The 17,699-nt window shown below is 38.4% G+C and carries 12 protein-coding genes and 5 pseudogenes; 6 read left to right on the forward strand and 11 right to left on the reverse strand.

The window, feature by feature from the left end; translation table 11 throughout:
* Positions 1–149: integrase core domain-containing protein (locus tag FTU06_RS13930; protein WP_079745370.1), on the forward strand; the 149-nt coding region annotated here is incomplete at its 5' end.
* Between the two features lie 172 nt (positions 150–321).
* Here the strand turns inward: FTU06_RS13930 and FTU06_RS13935 are convergent.
* Positions 322–543 carry a helix-turn-helix transcriptional regulator gene (locus FTU06_RS13935; RefSeq protein ID WP_004658364.1) on the reverse strand — a complete coding sequence of 74 codons (222 nt, stop codon included), beginning with the start codon at positions 541–543 and terminating at the stop codon, positions 322–324.
* A 194-nt stretch (positions 544–737) separates the two neighbouring features.
* Here FTU06_RS13935 and FTU06_RS13940 point away from each other — a divergent pair, with 194 nt between their 5' ends.
* Complete coding sequence (locus FTU06_RS13940) at positions 738–989, forward strand: hypothetical protein (protein WP_004658363.1); 252 nt, start codon at positions 738–740, stop codon at positions 987–989.
* 252 nt (positions 990–1,241) lie between these two features.
* On the opposite strand, the pseudogene FTU06_RS13945 reads toward FTU06_RS13940, so the two are convergent.
* Positions 1,242–1,385: pseudogene (locus tag FTU06_RS13945) on the reverse strand (antitoxin HicB); the annotation flags it as partial.
* On the opposite strand from FTU06_RS13945, the pseudogene FTU06_RS13950 reads away from it, so the two are divergent.
* Positions 1,385–1,609: pseudogene (locus tag FTU06_RS13950) on the forward strand (efflux RND transporter permease subunit); the annotation flags it as partial. The pseudogenes FTU06_RS13945 and FTU06_RS13950 sit on opposite strands and share 1 nt — an antisense overlap.
* Positions 1,610–1,693: 84 nt before the next feature.
* Here the strand turns inward: FTU06_RS13950 and FTU06_RS13955 are convergent.
* Positions 1,694–2,581, reverse strand: a complete 888-nt coding sequence (locus FTU06_RS13955) for a cation diffusion facilitator family transporter (RefSeq protein WP_127800877.1) — start codon at positions 2,579–2,581, stop codon at positions 1,694–1,696.
* Positions 2,568–3,299 carry a transglutaminase family protein gene (locus tag FTU06_RS13960; RefSeq protein WP_005245162.1) on the reverse strand — a complete coding sequence of 244 codons (732 nt, stop codon included), beginning with the start codon at positions 3,297–3,299 and terminating at the stop codon, positions 2,568–2,570. The genes FTU06_RS13955 and FTU06_RS13960 overlap by 14 nt, the downstream gene beginning before the upstream one ends.
* Positions 3,300–3,378: 79 nt before the next feature.
* Here FTU06_RS13960 and FTU06_RS13965 point away from each other — a divergent pair, with 79 nt between their 5' ends.
* Positions 3,379–3,792: a Cd(II)/Pb(II)-responsive transcriptional regulator gene (locus FTU06_RS13965; RefSeq protein ID WP_179989169.1), complete on the forward strand. Its 414-nt coding sequence runs from the start codon at positions 3,379–3,381 to the stop codon at positions 3,790–3,792.
* Between the two features lie 41 nt (positions 3,793–3,833).
* Here FTU06_RS13965 and FTU06_RS13970 read toward each other — a convergent pair whose 3' ends face one another.
* Positions 3,834–5,033, reverse strand: a complete 1,200-nt coding sequence (locus tag FTU06_RS13970) for an integrase arm-type DNA-binding domain-containing protein (protein ID WP_180147244.1) — start codon at positions 5,031–5,033, stop codon at positions 3,834–3,836.
* A 185-nt stretch (positions 5,034–5,218) separates the two neighbouring features.
* A pseudogene (locus FTU06_RS17000) lies at positions 5,219–5,320 on the reverse strand (recombinase); the annotation flags it as partial.
* A 490-nt stretch (positions 5,321–5,810) separates the two neighbouring features.
* Between FTU06_RS17000 and FTU06_RS13975 the strand changes: the two are divergent.
* Positions 5,811–6,287 (forward strand): annotated as a pseudogene (locus FTU06_RS13975) (transposase); the annotation flags it as partial.
* Positions 6,288–6,320: 33 nt separating this feature from the next.
* Positions 6,321–6,584: pseudogene (locus FTU06_RS13980) on the forward strand (integrase core domain-containing protein); the annotation flags it as partial.
* 120 nt (positions 6,585–6,704) lie between these two features.
* Here the strand turns inward: FTU06_RS13980 and FTU06_RS13985 are convergent.
* The 5 genes from FTU06_RS13985 to FTU06_RS14005 form a co-directional block, all read right to left on the reverse strand.
* Positions 6,705–7,223 (reverse strand): hypothetical protein, encoded by a 519-nt coding sequence (locus FTU06_RS13985; RefSeq protein ID WP_154320120.1) that lies wholly within the window; start codon positions 7,221–7,223, stop codon positions 6,705–6,707.
* A complete protein-coding gene (locus FTU06_RS13990) occupies positions 7,213–8,601 on the reverse strand; it encodes a hypothetical protein (protein WP_154320121.1) in 1,389 nt (462 codons plus the stop codon). The genes FTU06_RS13985 and FTU06_RS13990 overlap by 11 nt, the downstream gene beginning before the upstream one ends.
* Before the next feature lie 98 nt (positions 8,602–8,699).
* Positions 8,700–9,775 (reverse strand): IS3 family transposase gene (locus tag FTU06_RS13995; protein WP_154320122.1). Its coding sequence is split into 2 segments (ribosomal slippage): positions 8,700–9,523 and positions 9,523–9,775, totalling 1,077 coding nucleotides; the frame shifts between segments, so codons are not numbered across the junction.
* 236 nt (positions 9,776–10,011) lie between these two features.
* On the reverse strand, positions 10,012–10,632 hold the full coding sequence (locus tag FTU06_RS14000; protein WP_154320123.1) for a hypothetical protein: 621 nt from the start codon (positions 10,630–10,632) through the stop codon (positions 10,012–10,014).
* Positions 10,633–10,650: 18 nt separating this feature from the next.
* Positions 10,651–17,694, reverse strand: a complete 7,044-nt coding sequence (locus tag FTU06_RS14005; protein WP_167846512.1) for a hemagglutinin repeat-containing protein — start codon at positions 17,692–17,694, stop codon at positions 10,651–10,653.
* Positions 17,695–17,699 lie beyond the last annotated feature (5 nt).

The following is a 17,699-nucleotide window of genomic DNA, read 5'->3' on the forward strand; positions in this document are numbered from 1 at the left end:
AAGCTTATAGCAGTGTCACAGATGCGAAAAAGCAATTGAGTGCATATTTTGAGTTTTATAATCTGAAACGACCTCATTCGAGTCTAGACAAAATGACACCAAATGAGTTTTACTATGATCAGCTACCCCAACAAAACAAGGTGGCTTAACTAGAGCGGAATATCACTTATAAATACGCTTTTAGTTGTTCAAACAAGTGGAACCACCTCTGTTTGTAATGATATTTTATAAAATTCAATATTAGATCTGCAGAGAAAAACTTATCAAACTAAGTATTGGCTAGTCTTTTTCTTCGAAAAACTTATCAAACGAAGTATTAAGTTAATCTTTTTCTTCAACTTCTTCCTTAAACTCAAACAAATCATTCATCGTACAGTTAAAGTACTTACACAACTTATCGGCGACTGGTAATTCAATACGTACAGCACGGTCATAATACATACTTGTGAGCGTGTTGCGATTGATACCTGTTGCATGCACCACTTCACTTAATTTTAAAATTTTTCTATCGCCCATGAGGCTAGATAACTTACAAGTAATCATATTTAAATTAATTTACAAAAAATAACTTGCTGTGGGTTATTTGAAGTTGTTGACTGAGTAATACTTTGCTAAAATTAACCTACAGCAGGTTATTACAACTTATAGAAAGTATATTTTATCCATTTCAACTAAATTATAACTTTTTAAATATAAGGATTGAACCTGCATTAGATTATTTTGTGGAGATGACCGCCGTGTTACCAAATGAGTTATTGATCAGCCAGCAAGCTCGTGACTTAGGAAATCAATTAATTAAAGAAATGAACATCAATAGAAGTTATGGAATGGCTAATTTTCTTGGAGTAAATACTTGCTATGATAATCATCAGGCTGTACTTATTTGGACATTTCAACTGCTTGAAAGGGAACCTGCCTTAAATGAATTAGCAGAAATTAAAAAATATTTTCTTTTAATCTTTCCAGATAGTGTTTATCAATTAGCCTAAGTTGTTTTTAAAATTAATTTATTAAATAAAAAGCACTAAATCAAAGAAAGCTTTATTTAAAAATACCTATTAATTCAAAAACATACCATTTACTGAATATATGAAGCATAGGTTCCTGCTCTATCACTCACTCGTACTAAAATTACATCGCTCTTTTTACTGATACTAAACAATTTATGTCCACGCCACGTTCTGCGGCTTCGAGGGCTAGTTTTTGTTGAACCACTGAGAACAAGGACAACAAACTGCCTACTATATTTTCCCGGAGAGTGGTGTAGGAACTTTTTCATTATTGCTAATCATATCAGCGACAACATCAGCAACGAGCTCCTCTATTCCTGAGAATGCTTTAGACTGATCCGCATCAAGCCAAGACAATGATGGAAACTCAGCACATCATTCGTTTAAGACCTATTTTAATGACGGCACTGGTCGCAAGTTTAGGTTTTATTCCAATGGCGTTAAACACTGGAATTGGTGCAGAAGTACAACGACCACTAGCAACAGTTGTTATCGGCGGTATTGTATCTTCTACAATTTTAACTTTGTTTGTATTGCCTATTTTATATCAATGGGCGCATGGCTCTGAGAGTAGCAAACAGCAATCCGACGAAATTTAAAATCAAAAAAAGCAGCTTAATTACTAGGTTATGCCTAATTAAGCTGCTTTTAATATTGTATGCCCAACATTTTATTGATAAAGCTTACTGCGCTTCATCCCGACAATTTTCATTTAAAAACTCAAACTCTATCGTTGTATGCGATAAATGATAGGAAGATAATTTAGCTGCAACTTCTTGTTTAAGCCTAATTAATTCTTTAACGTCAAAGTTGTCACTCAGCTCAAGGTGCGCTGTTAAAACGTGACTTTCACCATCTAGTGACCAAAAGTGCATGTGGTGGATACCATTAACTTCAGGAAATTCCATTAGTGATAGTTTAATACGCTTTTGAGTCTCTTTATCGGGTGCAGCTTGAAGAAATAAAACGAGTGTTGATTTCAGGTTTTTGAAAACATTAAACAAGATGAACAGCGTGAACCCTATTGATAAAAGGGGATCTAATATCGGCAGTTCAGCGAACAACAGTACGATAGAGACTATAAGAACGGCAACCCATCCAAGTACATCTTCAAGAAGGTGCCATGTCAGCACTTTCTCATTTAATGTTTCACCCGCTTTTAATTTTAATACAGCATATCCGTTAACGGCAACGCCGAGTATCGCTAGCCCTAACATCCCCTCGACTACAGGCATTTCAGGATTGGACAGCTTTGGAATTGCTTCAAATAAAATCCAAATTGAGCCAATGATTAAAACAATACTGTTTATCAATGCGCCAAAGAGAGTAAGTCTACGATAACCATAACTAAACTTATCTGATGCTTCTTTATCTGAAAAACGACTTAAAATCCACGCAAAACCTATTGAAAGACTATCACCAAGATCGTGAACTGCATCTGCCATTATCGCCGTACTGTTAGTGAGCCAACCACCTATAAATTCGATAATAGTGAATGTCACATTAAGGAAAAATGCCCAACCAATACGGTCATCTTTACCATGTTGATGACTATGATTATGGTTGTGCATTTTGTACCTCTAGTACTTTTCTATTTCTTAGTTTTGATACATTCATATTAATCAAGTGACGTATCAAGCGTTGATATATCCAGCGTTTGAACCCCGACAAGTTAGTCCCTTTTTCGAGATAGAACTCATCAGGGGAATCATAAAGCCCAAAGTCATCATGAATACCTTCTTTTTGAATATAGGTATTTTCTCCACGCCAATCTGTATCTGGTGATGAAAAGCACTTTGTTGCAACACCATAACCACAAAAATCATCTTTTACTTGGTCAAATTTCTCCTGTAGAGAGCTTAAGTATTGCTCATCCAATATAAAGCCCTCTAAGTTTATCCAACGCCCTTCAAAGTAAACTTCTACCCAACTATGAATGATGTATTTAGGTGCTAACCAAAATACATAGCTTGGGATAGCACCTTTTTGTAGTTGCTGGTCTATGGTAAACCCATGAAATCGGCATTGAATGCCTAGTCCACGCAATAGTGCCATTAACAGATTACCCTTAGTATTACATTGTCCATAACCATCTGCTAGCACATCGCTTGCTGCAATATCATCGCTTTCATTATAACCAAAGAAAATCTCATCTTTTACAAACTGATAAGCGGCACCAATTTTGTTGAAGTTATCCAAGTTTTTCCACCTACGTTGATCGATCAAGGATTGGATATCTTTGTGTTCAAAATTAACGATATTCGTATTGTTTAAATATTTCTCAGTCATTTTTTATATATCCTTTTCGTTGCATACTTATACTATAGACTCTATAGTAACTATAGAGTCAAATGTCTGGGGGAAATTGATGAAAATAGGCGAATTGTCAAAAAAATCGGGCTGTTCAATACAAACGATTAGATATTATGAAAGAGAAGGATTTCTGTTAAATCCAAATCGTTCAGAAGGTAATTTCAGGCTGTATGATAGCAAAGCACTTAAACAATTGGAATTCGTAAAGCATTGTCGCAGCCTAGATATATCACTCAATGATATTAAACGTCTTATCGAATTAAAAAATAAGCCAGAAGAAAGCTGCTCTAGCGTTAATGCATTAATTGATCAGCAACTTGCACTAGTGAATAAACGCATGAAAGAATTAAGGGCGCTTAAAGCTGAATTACAACAAATGGCTAGTGCTTGTGGTTCGAACAACCCAACATACTCATTATATTCTGCTGACCATGTAACACGGCAAGTATATTGTTTACTATCCATTTGAAACCCCATAATGTTTTAAGTCTATGTATAAAAGTACGATTTTCACTTAGCAGTACTTAAATAATCACCCCACCACTGCATCATTTCAGTCCGCTGGGCTAAATAGTCAGCGTGATTATAGCTGGCACGGGTACGGTTCTTATCAATATGTGAAAGTTGTGCCTCAATCCAGTTATCCTGGAACAAACCTGAGTCATTCAAAATGGTACTAAAAGTGGAACGTAGTCCATGAGAGGATAATTGATGTTTTCCATAGCCCATCTTACGTATAGCCATATTTAATGTATTAAAATGAATCGGTTGATTATGTTTCCGTGGGCTAGCAAAAATGTACTTTTCACCGTATGACCATTGCATGACGTCTTTTAAAATATCTAAAGCCTGATCTGAAAGTGGAACTAAGAAGTCGGGAATCTCATGGCCTAATATGACTTTTCGTCGAAACTGTTTAATATGCAAGGCAGGTATTTTCCAGACTTTTTCATTTAAATCAAAATGATGAGGCTCAGCCAATAACAATTCAGCCCCTCGCACGCTAGTATGTAATTTGAACAGCAGTGCTTTTTTAATAATCGGATGGGCATCCAATTTTTGTAATTTATACTTAAAATCAGATATATCCTCCGCTTTCAAATACGGATAATTTTTCTTGATTTTACTGTTAATGGCGATTTTATTTAAACCATGCGCGATGTTGAATTCACAATAACCCATCGCTACAGCGTAGTCATAAATTTGGTTCAAATAACTACAAGCTTTCTTGACAGGTTCTTTTACTTGGCGTCCCTCTATTTTTTTGATTACTGAAACCAGGTCATAACGCTTGATGTTTTGAAAAGGTAGATCCTGAAGGTCTGGATAAATATCTTGCTGTAAGCATCTTTCTGCTAACTGTAGTACACCACAGCGGGGTAGATCGTTGAAGGCATTTTTCAGTTTGAACTGTAACCACTCCTCCCCGACCTTACCAAAGGTGATGACATTAGAGGCAGTATCTTGTTCAAAACAGAAATCATTGTCTTTAAAGTCATCTCTGACTTGTCGTGCCTTTTTCAGCGATAAATCAGGATAACGACCTAACTGAATGCGTCGACGTTTTTTAGTTTGTGGATCTGTATAGCGATAGCACCAAGATTTTCTTCCACTCGGCTCAATCTTCAGGCTAAGCCCATCTTCATCGGATAAAAAACTGGTTTTTTCCTTACAATGAGCTTGGCGAACTTTAATTTCAGTAAGACTCATGGAATTTAAATGAAACCTAACAATGGGTTGATTGGATCAATTATATCAAAATAGAACGCTTTATGTATGATGCGTACACTACGCATCATATAGATTTGTAAAGTATTGTTTTATAAATTTATTATTCAATATACTTTAATTTTAGTAACCAGTAGGAGTACCACTTCTTTTTTAGTTCTCAAATATCACGTTTTTTTTGACGCAATGATTCTATCTCGGACTTCGTCAGCTGTTTTACGAGAGATGAGGATATACTTTACCTCCCACTCTGTGAGCCTTTCAACGTCTCACGGCTCTATTTAATGTTATTGAATAATCAATGGATACCAGTAAAGCCTTTTAGGTCTGCTATTGTTTCTAATACAATAGTCTCCACGATCAAGGATTGGACTCAATGCATATTCCAGCATAAACCTACCACCTATTCCTATTCGCACCCTACCACTCATTCCTATTCCAAATCGGCCACTTAGGGTTTATTCAGTAATAGAATTTAAAGGCTTTATTGCCCAAACCTATATTCTTAAAAGCTTATTCAGCAATATAATTCTTAGATAAATTGCATATTCTTATCGTAAAGGACACTGATTCTTCTTTCATTTGGACAGTTACTATGAATTCACTTCCGTCCTAATAATCTGCCCCAAAAGCTTTTTGGCTTCCGATTCGGATCGGCTTTGTTGCACAAATACCTAAGAATATGATTTTATTAAATTTATTCTTAGGTTGAAATTTTCACAAACCTTTAAAAATCAGTGCCTTGCAAAATGTTTATGCAACAAAGCCTATTTAAATCGGCAACTTGAACATATTGATAAGTTAATAAATAATCACATAGATCAAGATCCAACATTGAAACAGGATTTGAAATTACTGCAAACTATTCCTTCAATCGGTGAACGATCAGGCTTATTACTGTTGGGGTTATTTCATTCGCACAAGTTTGAAAAAGCAAGTCAAGCTGCTGCATATGTAGGTTTGGTTCCAGTACATCAGTTGTCTGGCAGTTCAGTCAACAAGCAAAGTCACTTATCAAAAGCAGGTGACAGTAAAATACGCTCAGTATTGTATATGTCGGCATTAACAGCGATTAAATATAATCCACACATTGAAGCTTTATATCAACGATTATTAAGCCAGGGTAAAAATAAAATGTGTGCTTTAGGTGCTGCAATGCGCAAGCTTATACATCTGTGTTATGGCGTTTTAAAACATCAGACTGCCTATCGAAGAGATTATTTAGTGGTCGAATAATCTCAAAACCTGATTGACTACCAAGACGGTATCTCAGGTCCCGAATTTATCAGTCACGAATTTGTGCGCTGGGCTACTGAGCACGGTATTCGTATTGAATATATTCAACCGGGTAAGCCACAGCAGAATGCGTATATTGAACACTATAATCGGACCATACGTTATAGTTGGCTGAGCAAGCATTTATTTGATACTTTGGATGAAGTACAAGATTATGCAACAAACTGGTTGTGGCATTACAACCATGAAAGACCACATCAAGCTAACAAAGGAAAGCCACCTCTAATGGCTGCTTAACCTCTACTTTTAACTTCGGTTATTTATTGAAGGATTACCTTAAAAACTATTAATGTAGCTCCATTTTAAATAAAGAACCGCTTTTTTATTCAAAATAGGGTAGGAACGACTTTAACTAAATCAGTAAGGAATACTTAATGAAATATATCTAATCTCACCTATATTGTTATATGAAATATATATTGTAAATGGAATATCTTCAATTTTCCATTTTTGGCTTCTAACCACGCCATCATCATTCTTAATAAATAATGGCACTCCTAATATATTTTCAATTTCAGCTTTATTCATTGAAAATTTTAAATTAAATGGCAGTTCTTGTTTATATTGAGAAAAGCCTTCCACACCATCATTATAAAAAAATATAGTCGTTAAGTATATTTTTTCACCAGTTATGGGTTTGTCCTCCTGATTTAAATAAAAAGACTCATCAGTAAATATAAAACCCAATCCCTCATCATATTTACTAATATAAAAATTATACTCATCCAATAAATCACCATCTTCATCATAAATTGGTAATTTAATTTCCTCTTGACTTTTCACAAATTGATTTTTAACAAAAAAATCAACTAATTTTTCATCAATATTTGACTTACCCAACAGTGATATTAAATGATCAATAAACTTATTTGTCATTCTTTCTCGCCTCCTCATCCATAATATTTTTCAAAAATTTATCATAATCAGCATTATTTTTACAGCTCAATGTAGTACATGCTTCTTGCAACTTTGTAACGTACTCAGGCGTTAATTTTTTTGCATTATCTATCATTGCCTCAGAATCCCTAATTTGTGCTGCTTGTAAATCATTTGCATCATTTTCAATGAGTCCTTTATTATTTTTTCCTGCATAGGTTGGACCTGCGGCATGCACCTCATTTGGTACAGTTACACTCATTCCTTCATTAATAATACGATTTTTCTCTGCTTGAGTTAAGGGCGCTTCCTTTAAGTCTTCAGCTCTCTTTAATAATGCAGCTTTAGACGGCTGATGATCTCTAGCCACGGTTCCATCTCCAGTGACTTTCTTTTGATTTCCATAATTATCAACCCATCCCACATCAAGAGATTGCTTTTGATTTATTTCAATATCAGCATCTTTCCCCTTAGTGACACCTTTACCTACTCCAGCACCTACAACTCCAGCCACAGCATTAATTAAATATTCTGCACCTTGTTTATTTTTTTCAATTTCATTTGCAAATTTCAATTCATCTAATTTATTTTCAGATGTTGAGGCTTCAATTTCTTTAACTTTCTCTGAATTAGTCCAATTATTAATCGTATTTGAATTGGTAACATGAGCGGCGGCAGTTAATGATGTCGCCAGCGCATCAAATCCTTGAGCTATTTCAGCTCCTACCGCACTATCTAAAGCTAAAGATTTTCCTGTCTCAATTGCTAAACGGACTGGGCCTGAAATCATTAGTCCTACCGCAAGTTGAACAGTACCTAAATCAACTCCAGTATCTTCACTAATCTGCTTTATATTATTTCCTAAATCAGCAATATTGCTTAATATCGTCATACCAACTGTGGTTTGGGTCGTAACTTTTGTCTCAATGTCAGTTCCTTTCGCATAAATTACTTCTTGTTCATTTACGCCTATTTTAGGTTGTTTAAAAATCGTTTCTAAACCAACACCAGATTGAGCTAATGTATCTAGTTGACTCTGAATTTCACTAAACTCTTTTGCTGCATAGAAAAAATCTAATTTAGAAAATAAAGCTTCAACTTCTTTTGGCTCTATCCCTCGTTTGAGCAATTCACTTGCAACTTTGTCACCAACTACACCCGTTTCTTTATATTCACTTGGTAAATTGTAAAGCCTTGCCTGAATATTATTTAGTGTTTGTAAAGCCTTATCTTTATACTCACCCGCTGGTAAGGCTTGTGCTAAATTTTCTGCACTTTGACGGAAATTCTCTGGCAAATCCTTCTGTTCTTGAATAATCTCCTGTCGTCCAGCTTCTGTCAGTAATCGATGATCAATCGTTACTGAACCATCCAGCATACCTGTGGTCTGATCACGAGTAATTTCTTGGGTATTGTTGATATCACGGTTGGTGGTATGGTAATCCTCCCATAAATAACCGAAGTTAAAAGCAGAGGTTAAGCAGCCATTAGAGGTGGCTTTCCTTTGTTAGCTTGATGTGGTCTTTCATGGTTGTAATGCCACAACCAGTTTGTTGCATAATCTTGTACTTCATCCAAAGTATCAAATAAATGCTTGCTCAGCCAACTATAACGTATGGTCCGATTATAGCGTTCAATATACGCATTCTGCTGTGGCTTACCCGGTTGAATATATTCAATACGAATACCATGCTCAGTAGCCCAGCGCACAAATTCGTGACTGATAAATTCGGGACCATTATCGCATCGGATCACTAACGGTTTTTCTCTCCACTCCAGCAATTGATTCAACGTACGAATAACCCTGATTGTGGGCAATGAGAACCCTGCTTCAATGGCTAGGCCTTCGCGGCGGTAATCATCAATCACATTCAATAATCGAAACTTGCGACCATCGGAAAGCTGATCATGCATAAAATCTAATGACCAAACCTGATTTTCTCGGATTGGTTCTTTCAATGGTTCAGGCGCATGCCGTTTTAGTCTTCTTCTCGGTTTAATACGCAGATTCAGTGCCAACTCACAGTAAATGCGGTAAACCCGCTTGTGATTCCAGCAGCAACTCTCAACATGCCGTAAATACGAGAAGCACAAACCAAAGCCCCAATCGGAATTTTCCTCAGTGAGTTCAATGAGCTGTTCAGCAATGAGTGCATTGTCATCGCTGAGTTTGGCTTGATAGCGGTAGCAGGTTTCACTAATGCCAAATGCTTTACAAGCCAAACGAATACTAATGGCATGCTGGGCAACTGCCTGTTGTGCCATCTTACGCCGGCAAGATGGCTTTACCACTTTTTTGCCATCGCTTCCTGGATGATTTCGGCCTTTAATCGCTCTTCCGCATACATCTTTTTAAGTCTGGTATTTTCGGCTTCTAGCTCTTTCAGTCGAGCCATTAATGATGTATCCATACCACCATATTTGGCACGCCATTTATAAAAGGTAGCATTACTCATGCCGTGTACACGGCAAAGGGTCGCTACAGGTGTGCCAGATTCTGCCTGTTTCAAGATGGACATGATCTGACTATCAGTAAATTTAGATGTTTTCATGCAGAATCTCCTGCTCGTATCTTAAGAGAAAATTCTACTTTTAGATCCTATTATTTTTAGGGGGGATTACCGTATCTTTCACATTCGTCACAGTACCTTGACCTAAGGTTGCCTTGGTCAGTTGTTCTGTTTCTTGCCCGCTGCTATTGATACCAATGGTCGTTGAACCTTTTGGAGCTGTAGAAGCTTCTTTAGTTCCCTTTTGTGGAATACCAATACTGGTCGATACATTAATTTCAAAAATTAAAATCCTTTAACGTCTTTCCTTTTTCATCCAATAATTTATATACAAAATCAGGTTCAATTTTTAAAAATAACTCAATAACATCATGAATTTTCCAACCATGTATTTCTGGATGATCAATGATTGAAATTAAATGTTCTTTTAAAAATGGAATATATTCTTTGAAGTCCTCATCGATTATTAAACCAAATAAAGAATCTATTCCAAAAGGTTGAGTATTAGCAAGCTCTATTATTTTGACAATATATGGAAACAATTTTTTTCTTGTTAAGGTACCTAGACCATGGTCAGATTTATCAGCCCAATAACGAATAAATGCTCTAAGAACATGTTGCAATGTATCATCATAACCATTTAGCCTATGATCAATAAAACCATTTAATTTATTGTTTTCAAATAATGCAGTTAAAGCATTAAAACCATAATCATCTCCCCAAAATGTCAACAATTTAGCAGCTTGGAATACAATATAGTCATCCGAATTTGTTAATAATTCTCTTAACTGTTCTATACGGCTAACTGAAATATCTTCAGCATCTAAGTCCTCTGCTATATCTGTATAATTGACACTATCAGGAATCTCATTTAATAAGTCTATAATCTTCTGTTCCAACTCTATACTCCTTACAAACTATTTCTTTATGTATTCTGATGGAACACAACCTTTGATTAAGCATTCCCCATCTCTAATAGCATGATTCAAATCTTTATTTGCATCTCTTAATTTATCTCGATTTTTTTTACTAGGATTACGATCATATTTCGCCTGAGCTGCATCGACTTTAGATTGTAATTCCTTTCTAACTTCGGTATGTGTCACAATCTGACTACCAGAAATCTTACCTGCATCAATATCTTCCTGCAATCGCTTCGTATCAATCTTAATTTGCTCACCACCATAATTTTTAGAATCAATAGCTATTGCTGGATCACTTGTTGAAATGTATGGTGTATTCTCAGAATTACCACCTCTAATATGAGATTGAACAGATCCTGTTCCTTCAGGGTTTGCAGCAACCAAATCACCTTTGTCATTTATGTAAGCTTTTGGTTTACCTTTATAATTTTCTGTAGCAGAAAAATCATGATCATTACGAGTAACATAATCAGGAACAGTAGGTTTTACTGATATTTCATCACTATTTTTAGCTTTTCCTTTCCCTGAAATTAGTGTCTCAGCAGCTATACCAACAATAAAAGTAGCACCTAGCTTTGCATTTTGCAGTGATTCCGCATAATTAAGACTTCGTTGAAAATCATCATCGCTTAGTCCAAGCTGTTTCAACTCACTAATTTTTTCAGACCGACTCCAATCATCATATAGACCATCTGAAAGTCCGTAGAGTGATTTTACTAAATGATCTGATACCGCATTTGTAGCATAATCAATATATTCTCCACTAAATTGATTAACTATATATCCTGCTGTTGCTTTTACAGGCCCTCCTAACAACACGCTAGCAGCAAGTTGTATTTTTTCAATGTCAACACCACTATCTACAGAAATTTTTTCTATATTTTTACTAATTTCTGCTGCCGCATGTAAAAATTTAAAACCTAGTAAATCCGTTTCTTTTACAGCAAGAGAACTATCTGTATTTTCAGCTAATATACTAATTAAGGAGTTTGAGTTGACTATTGGTTGCTCTTTAGAGAGCTCAGAATTAAGAATCTGTTCAATGCCACTACCATTCTGACTCAAAATATCTAATTGTTCTTGGACAGCAGATAATTTTTGAATTGCATACCAATAATTATCTGTATCTATAATCTTTTCGACCTCTTTAATTTCAAGACCATTTTTCAATAGCTCCCCTGCAACTTGCTGCCCATATTCCTCTAAACCCTCAAAATCTGCTGGTAAACTATAAAGTTTTGCTTGTATATTATTTAAACTTTGTAAAGCCTTCTCTTTATATTCTCCCTCAGGCATTTGCTTCACAATATTTTCAGCACTTTGACGGAAATTTTCAGGTAATTCCTTCTGCTCTTGAATAATCTCCGCCCGTCCACTCTTACTCAGTAAACGCTGATCAACCGTCACAGAACCATCCAGCATGCCCGTCACTTGGTCACGAGTAATTTCTTGCGTATTATTAATGTCCCGATTGGTGCTGTCTGAGGCATTTGCAACAGTCCCTTGACCCATCGTTGCCTTAGTCAATTGTTCTGTTTCTTGTCCACTGCTGTTAAGGCCAATGGTGGTTGAACCGTTTGGATATTTGGATTTTTCTCCATCTTTGTTGTTCGTGGTTTTGCCTATCGTCGTTGATACATTAAAACCACTGCTACTGTTGTAGTTATGATCTTCTATGTCTTTCAGCGCAAGTTCGCCTGAATAGTTCAGCTTACCGTGATCCGTTAATGTGCCGTCTTCATTCTTCGTCGCATTGGCAATCACACCACCAATACTGGTAATATTTTTAACACCCATCGCATCTAGATCAGCATCGTTCTGCGCATTGCCAATCAGCAGCTTACTAGTGTCATTTACCCATGCACTGTCAATGCTGCCCTTACTTTGGTTATAGCCAGCGCTGATATTGCTGGCTTTACCGTTAGAACCAAAACCTAAGCCAATATTTCCGCCTTTGCTGCTATTACTGCTAGTCTCTGTATCCTGCAAGCTTTCTACATGGATCTGATTTACTTGTAGATTACCTCGGTCAGCGATAGAAACCTCACCGCCCTGAATATTCAGTTTGTCTATTGCACCTTCAGTACGATTCAGCACAACTTCACTATTTACGTGGGTGAGGCTTTCGTTTTGTGATTGGCTGGTTTGCTTGCCTATTGAAGCACTGCCGCCACCGCCATAGGTATAGCTCACACTTTGGCTATTGGTTTTACTATTGCTGTCCTGTTTACTATGCTCGACGCCTGCAGTCACATTGAGGTCTTTGCTGCCATCAAAGGTCGTGGTGCCTGTTGCATTCACTCGGCTGCCTTGGATATTGATGTCTTGGCCTTCTGATTTAAGCTGAAGGTTATTTAAATCTAAGTTGCTACCTTGCCATTGGCTTTGTTCTGTATTCGTGGTCGTCGTAGTTTCAATCCTTTCACCATTGGCACCAATAGTAAAGCCATAGGTTGCACTGCTTGCAGCCGCAGATGCGGCTGCTGCCCCTACAGCAATCTGTGCACTTGCCACATTGGCCGTTGCCATTGCGACATTGGCTTTGCTGTCATCTAAGGCTCCTTTGGTAATTCGACCCGCTGCATAGTCACGTTGTGCTTGGCTATAATCATCTTTAGCTTTAGATAAGGCTTTAGTTGCATCTGCAACAGCTTCTACCGCTAAGATTGCATCTAAATAGGCATTGCGAATGCCGACTTCTGTACTGATGGTTTCAGTATGAGTCTTTTCTTCTGTGGTGGTTTTATTTTCATAACCGCCTATGTTAAGATTTCCTCGACCATGATCAATGATCGTATCACCTGTCGCTGTGATATTTTGGCCGAGGATATCTACACCTTCTGCACCTTGAATTGTTAAATTTTCAGTATTGATATTGCCTGACTTATGCGTTGTGGCTGTAGTTTTAACGGTATTCTCTGCGTCTTCAAGTACAAAGCCGCCCACTCGAATGCTGTCTTTATTCAGCTTAACCCCAAGACCTTGTACCGTTTCTTTGCTGTTTGACGTAACAGTTTTGTGTTGTTCTTCTGCTGCATCGAGCGTGACTTTTTTGCCCGCTAAGACCGTGTTCTGTGCATCAATGTTGCTACTGGTCAGTGTCGTTTGACCTGCTGAACCCACATAGACATTATTGGCACCAAGATCGGTCCCTGTTTGTGTTCTTTGCTCAGTCCGTGTGCTCGATGATTCTCCGATCGTGATCTTCGGTGCTTTTAATCCCGGAGCTAAAGCCTCAATACCCGCTAAGCCAACAGCAGTCACTTTCATTAAGTCTTTGGCAATGCCACGATAACCTTTTTGGGTTTCATCCCATTGCTGATCATTGGTTTCTAATGTCGTCAGACTGACATTTTCGGGCAGGGCATTACCATCTTTGGATTTTAAACTGCCATCCGCTTGGCGTTCGAATTGTTTATTGCCAATATAAATATTGTCTTGAGCTTGTATATCATTGGCTTGCAGCTCGATATTTTTACCGGCATTGATATCAACATTTTTGCCAGCTTTGAGCTGTGTTTGTGCAACATCTTCGTCGATATATCCTGATTGACGGTTTTTAAATTGAATTGTATTTTTCTTGGCTGTTTCCGTGCTCTTTATATCAGTATCAATATCTGACAAAAGTTTTACATTGCCTTGGTTTGCCGTAATTTGAATGCTGTCTTTCGCACCAGCTTGCAGGTGCGTGGCTTGAATATCTCCTGTTTGGCTATTGATCAGGATATTGCCACCCGATTGGATGTCGGTTGCAATCGATTGACTGGTCGAAGATTGGATTTTTTTATCTGTTGTAGAGAAGCCACCTTTTTCTTGGGCTGCAAGCTGAGAACTGCGTTCATCTCGTCCATTTTCGATCAAGACATTTTGTCCAGCATCAATCACTACATTGCCCGACGTACTGTTCAAGGTGCTGGCTTTAATCTGAGTATTGGCACCACTTTGCAGGGAAATATTTCCTTTCGCCTGAATCTGCGTCCCTACATCTCGACTCGAAGCATTCAGAATCTGATCCTTGTCACCTGCTGAGCTTAAATCACTGCGACTGACATTCACCGTAGAAAGATTCAGGTCTTGTCCCGCTTGGATCGCAATGCTACCTTGGCTTTGTAGATCTGATGCAGTCAGATTGATATTATTCTTGGCATTGGCAACCAGCTGACCATCCGCATCTTGTACATACAGCCCAGCAACACGGCCAATGTTTTCAGCGCTAAATTCACTTAAACCGTGCTTATTTTCAGTTTTAATCGTCGTGGTGATGTTGTTAATGTCTCGGCCCGCATCAAGGGCAAGGATTTGATTGGCGGTCATTGTCCCACCAATATTATTGATATCGGTGTGTGCTGTCGCAAAGACATCTCGACCTTGTATTAAGCCACCCACGTTATTAATGTTATTGGCTTCAAGACTCACCAATTGGCGTCCAGCAATACTGCCTTGGTTGTTTAAATCCCCACTCAGTTTTAAATTGACCGTCTCGCCTGCAATCAAGGCACCTTTGTTGTTTAAGTCCCCCGACTGTACCGCAACATACACTTTCGGTACCAAGACTTGGATTTTTTCGCCATCAACGGTAATGGTTTCTGTCACCAGCCACACCATATCACTGGTCAATCGAGCAATCTGTGCTTCTGAGAGCTTCACTCCAACACTTAAATTAAGATCTTTGGCAGCACTTACCCCAGAATCCATCAAGGCTTTGAATTGATCCTCGAAGTTCGTATAACCATCTAAATAAACTTGACCCGTCAGTTGTGCAATTTGGTCATTGACCAGTTTTTGCTCGTAATAACCATCCCCTAAACGTTTTTGCATATTTTGTGGGTTGGTCGTGAACATTTGCAGCATGTAATCACTGCCTAACCAATTTTTATAATTGGTAAAGGCATCGCTGCTTTCAATCAAAGGGCGGTTATTATTTTCTTTATTAACGCTGTATAAGGATTGCAGCGGTAAGCTGAGTTCTGAGGTATCACCATTTAATGTGCCTTGGTGAGCACCATCATATTTCACCACATCAAGTTTTATTGGCGTTACGATATCAGCTGGATTATAGGGTTTAACACTGTTCCACTTACTTCGTTTACTTGTACCTAATGTATTCCAACCTACATAGTGATACTGTGATGTCCCCGTTTTAATCACACGATGCTCACCCTCAGCATCAATATTATTCACTTCATTTTGTTCAATATTAATGCCTTTCGTCGCTAGAATTTGGCTCTTGTCATTGGTCAGGCTTTGGCCTTTTAGCGTCAGTGTGCCACCTGAAATAATCTCCGCTGGTGCACTGGAATCCACATAGTGTTGGGTTTCGTACTGGTTGTAGATATATCGGGTATAGTCTTCATATTTTTGACCATCCAGATAAATGCTGTCATAACTGCCACGACCTGTAATATGCGATGAATCAAGAATTTCAGCGCTTCCAGCACCTTGATAAGCGGTCACATCTTTGCGGGTTTCTGGTATTTCTTTGACACTTGAACTGAAATGCAAATTTCGGTTGGTCAAAATATCCACGCCTAAGTACATATCACCCACGGATTGAATACGTGCACTGGCATTGTCTAATAATGCGGCAGAGCCTTCTGCCATATGGTTTGCATTGAGTTGTCCACCAACAGTCAGCGCACCTTCGCTGGCAATTAAGGCTTGTTCTCGGTTTTCAATTTTTCCGCCTGCAATATCTAAGCGTTGACGTGCCGCAATCGTGCCTGCTTTGACATCGCCATTGGTTTGCTGTTCTGCATTGAGAAGATGCGCGGCTTGCAGGGCAATATGGTCACCATAGATTTGACCTGTACCCACGTTTTGGATGCCTTGACTGGCATCAATACGAGTTAAACCTTGGCTATTAATGAGGCCGGTATTGTTGACGTTTTCAGCCTGAATGCGTTGATCGCCTAGACTTAATATCTTGCCATTATTGTTTAAATCTTTTGCTTGAAGATTTAAACTCGCTGGGGTGCTATCGACTTTATTTTCTGCAACTACTGCACCGCTATTTTGCAGCTCGCCATTGGCACTGATTTTAATATGCCCGGCTGAAGCAAACACTTGCCCTGCATTGTTAATCCCAACCCCTTGTTCGGTACTGATTAAACTGATTTTGCCCGCATACATTCCGCCTAAGTGACTGGTATCAATGGCAAACTGTGGCACAGTGCCTGCCAACCCCGAAGCCGCCTGTATCGCACCAGCCTGCGGATTAACTTCAATATCATTTTGTCCAGCAACCACCGTCAATTCTTTAGCCCAAATCCCCGCATTGATCTGTGCAGCACGGCTGAGTAACTGGGTATAGTCGGCTTTACTGGCATCCAAGCCCTGACCTGTGATGTTAATCACCCCGTCACGGACTTGATAACCTGTCACTTGTCCATTTTGAATATTCGGATTGGCGGTACTTAAAGTCACCCCACCTGCATTGATAAAACCGCCACCATCGACATTAATCCCAGCTTGGTTGGCAATGATCACATCTGCTTTACGTCCACCGACCTCTACATAGCCATTTAAGTGACTTGGATTGCTGCCGTTCACCTGATTAACAATGACTTTGGCTTCACCGCCTGCAAGCCACGGATTGGCTTGGATATAACCCCCAAGCTGCGTTTGAGTATTTTGGCGGCTGTTATTTAAAATGACACCGTTCTGATTCACATCAAATTGCTGGTAGTGATTCACCGATACCCCAGCTTTGCTTGGGGTTTGAATATTCACCTGCGTTGTGCCATTGGCACTGTTCAATATCGTTGGACGCTGATTGCCTGCCGCATTCGAGTCTGCAACAACATTGCTGTGCGATACACCAATAGATGCATTGATCAGGGCAGTGCCTGTAATCAGCATCAATGAAAATGAAAGAACTTTTAAAGCTAAACTTTTTTCAGAAGCAACGACTGGTGTTTCAAGATCAACCGCTTTATTATTCTGTGTTGAGGCTTGTCCTGCAGCTGCGACATTTTCTGCAACAGCAATCATTTCACCACGGGTTTGACTAAAAATCGTTTTATAGCAGTTCTTATTCATTTTTC

Origin of the sequence: Acinetobacter sp. YH12052 (genome assembly GCF_013419835.1) — a bacterium.
GTDB classification, from domain to species: domain Bacteria; phylum Pseudomonadota; class Gammaproteobacteria; order Pseudomonadales; family Moraxellaceae; genus Acinetobacter; species Acinetobacter amyesii.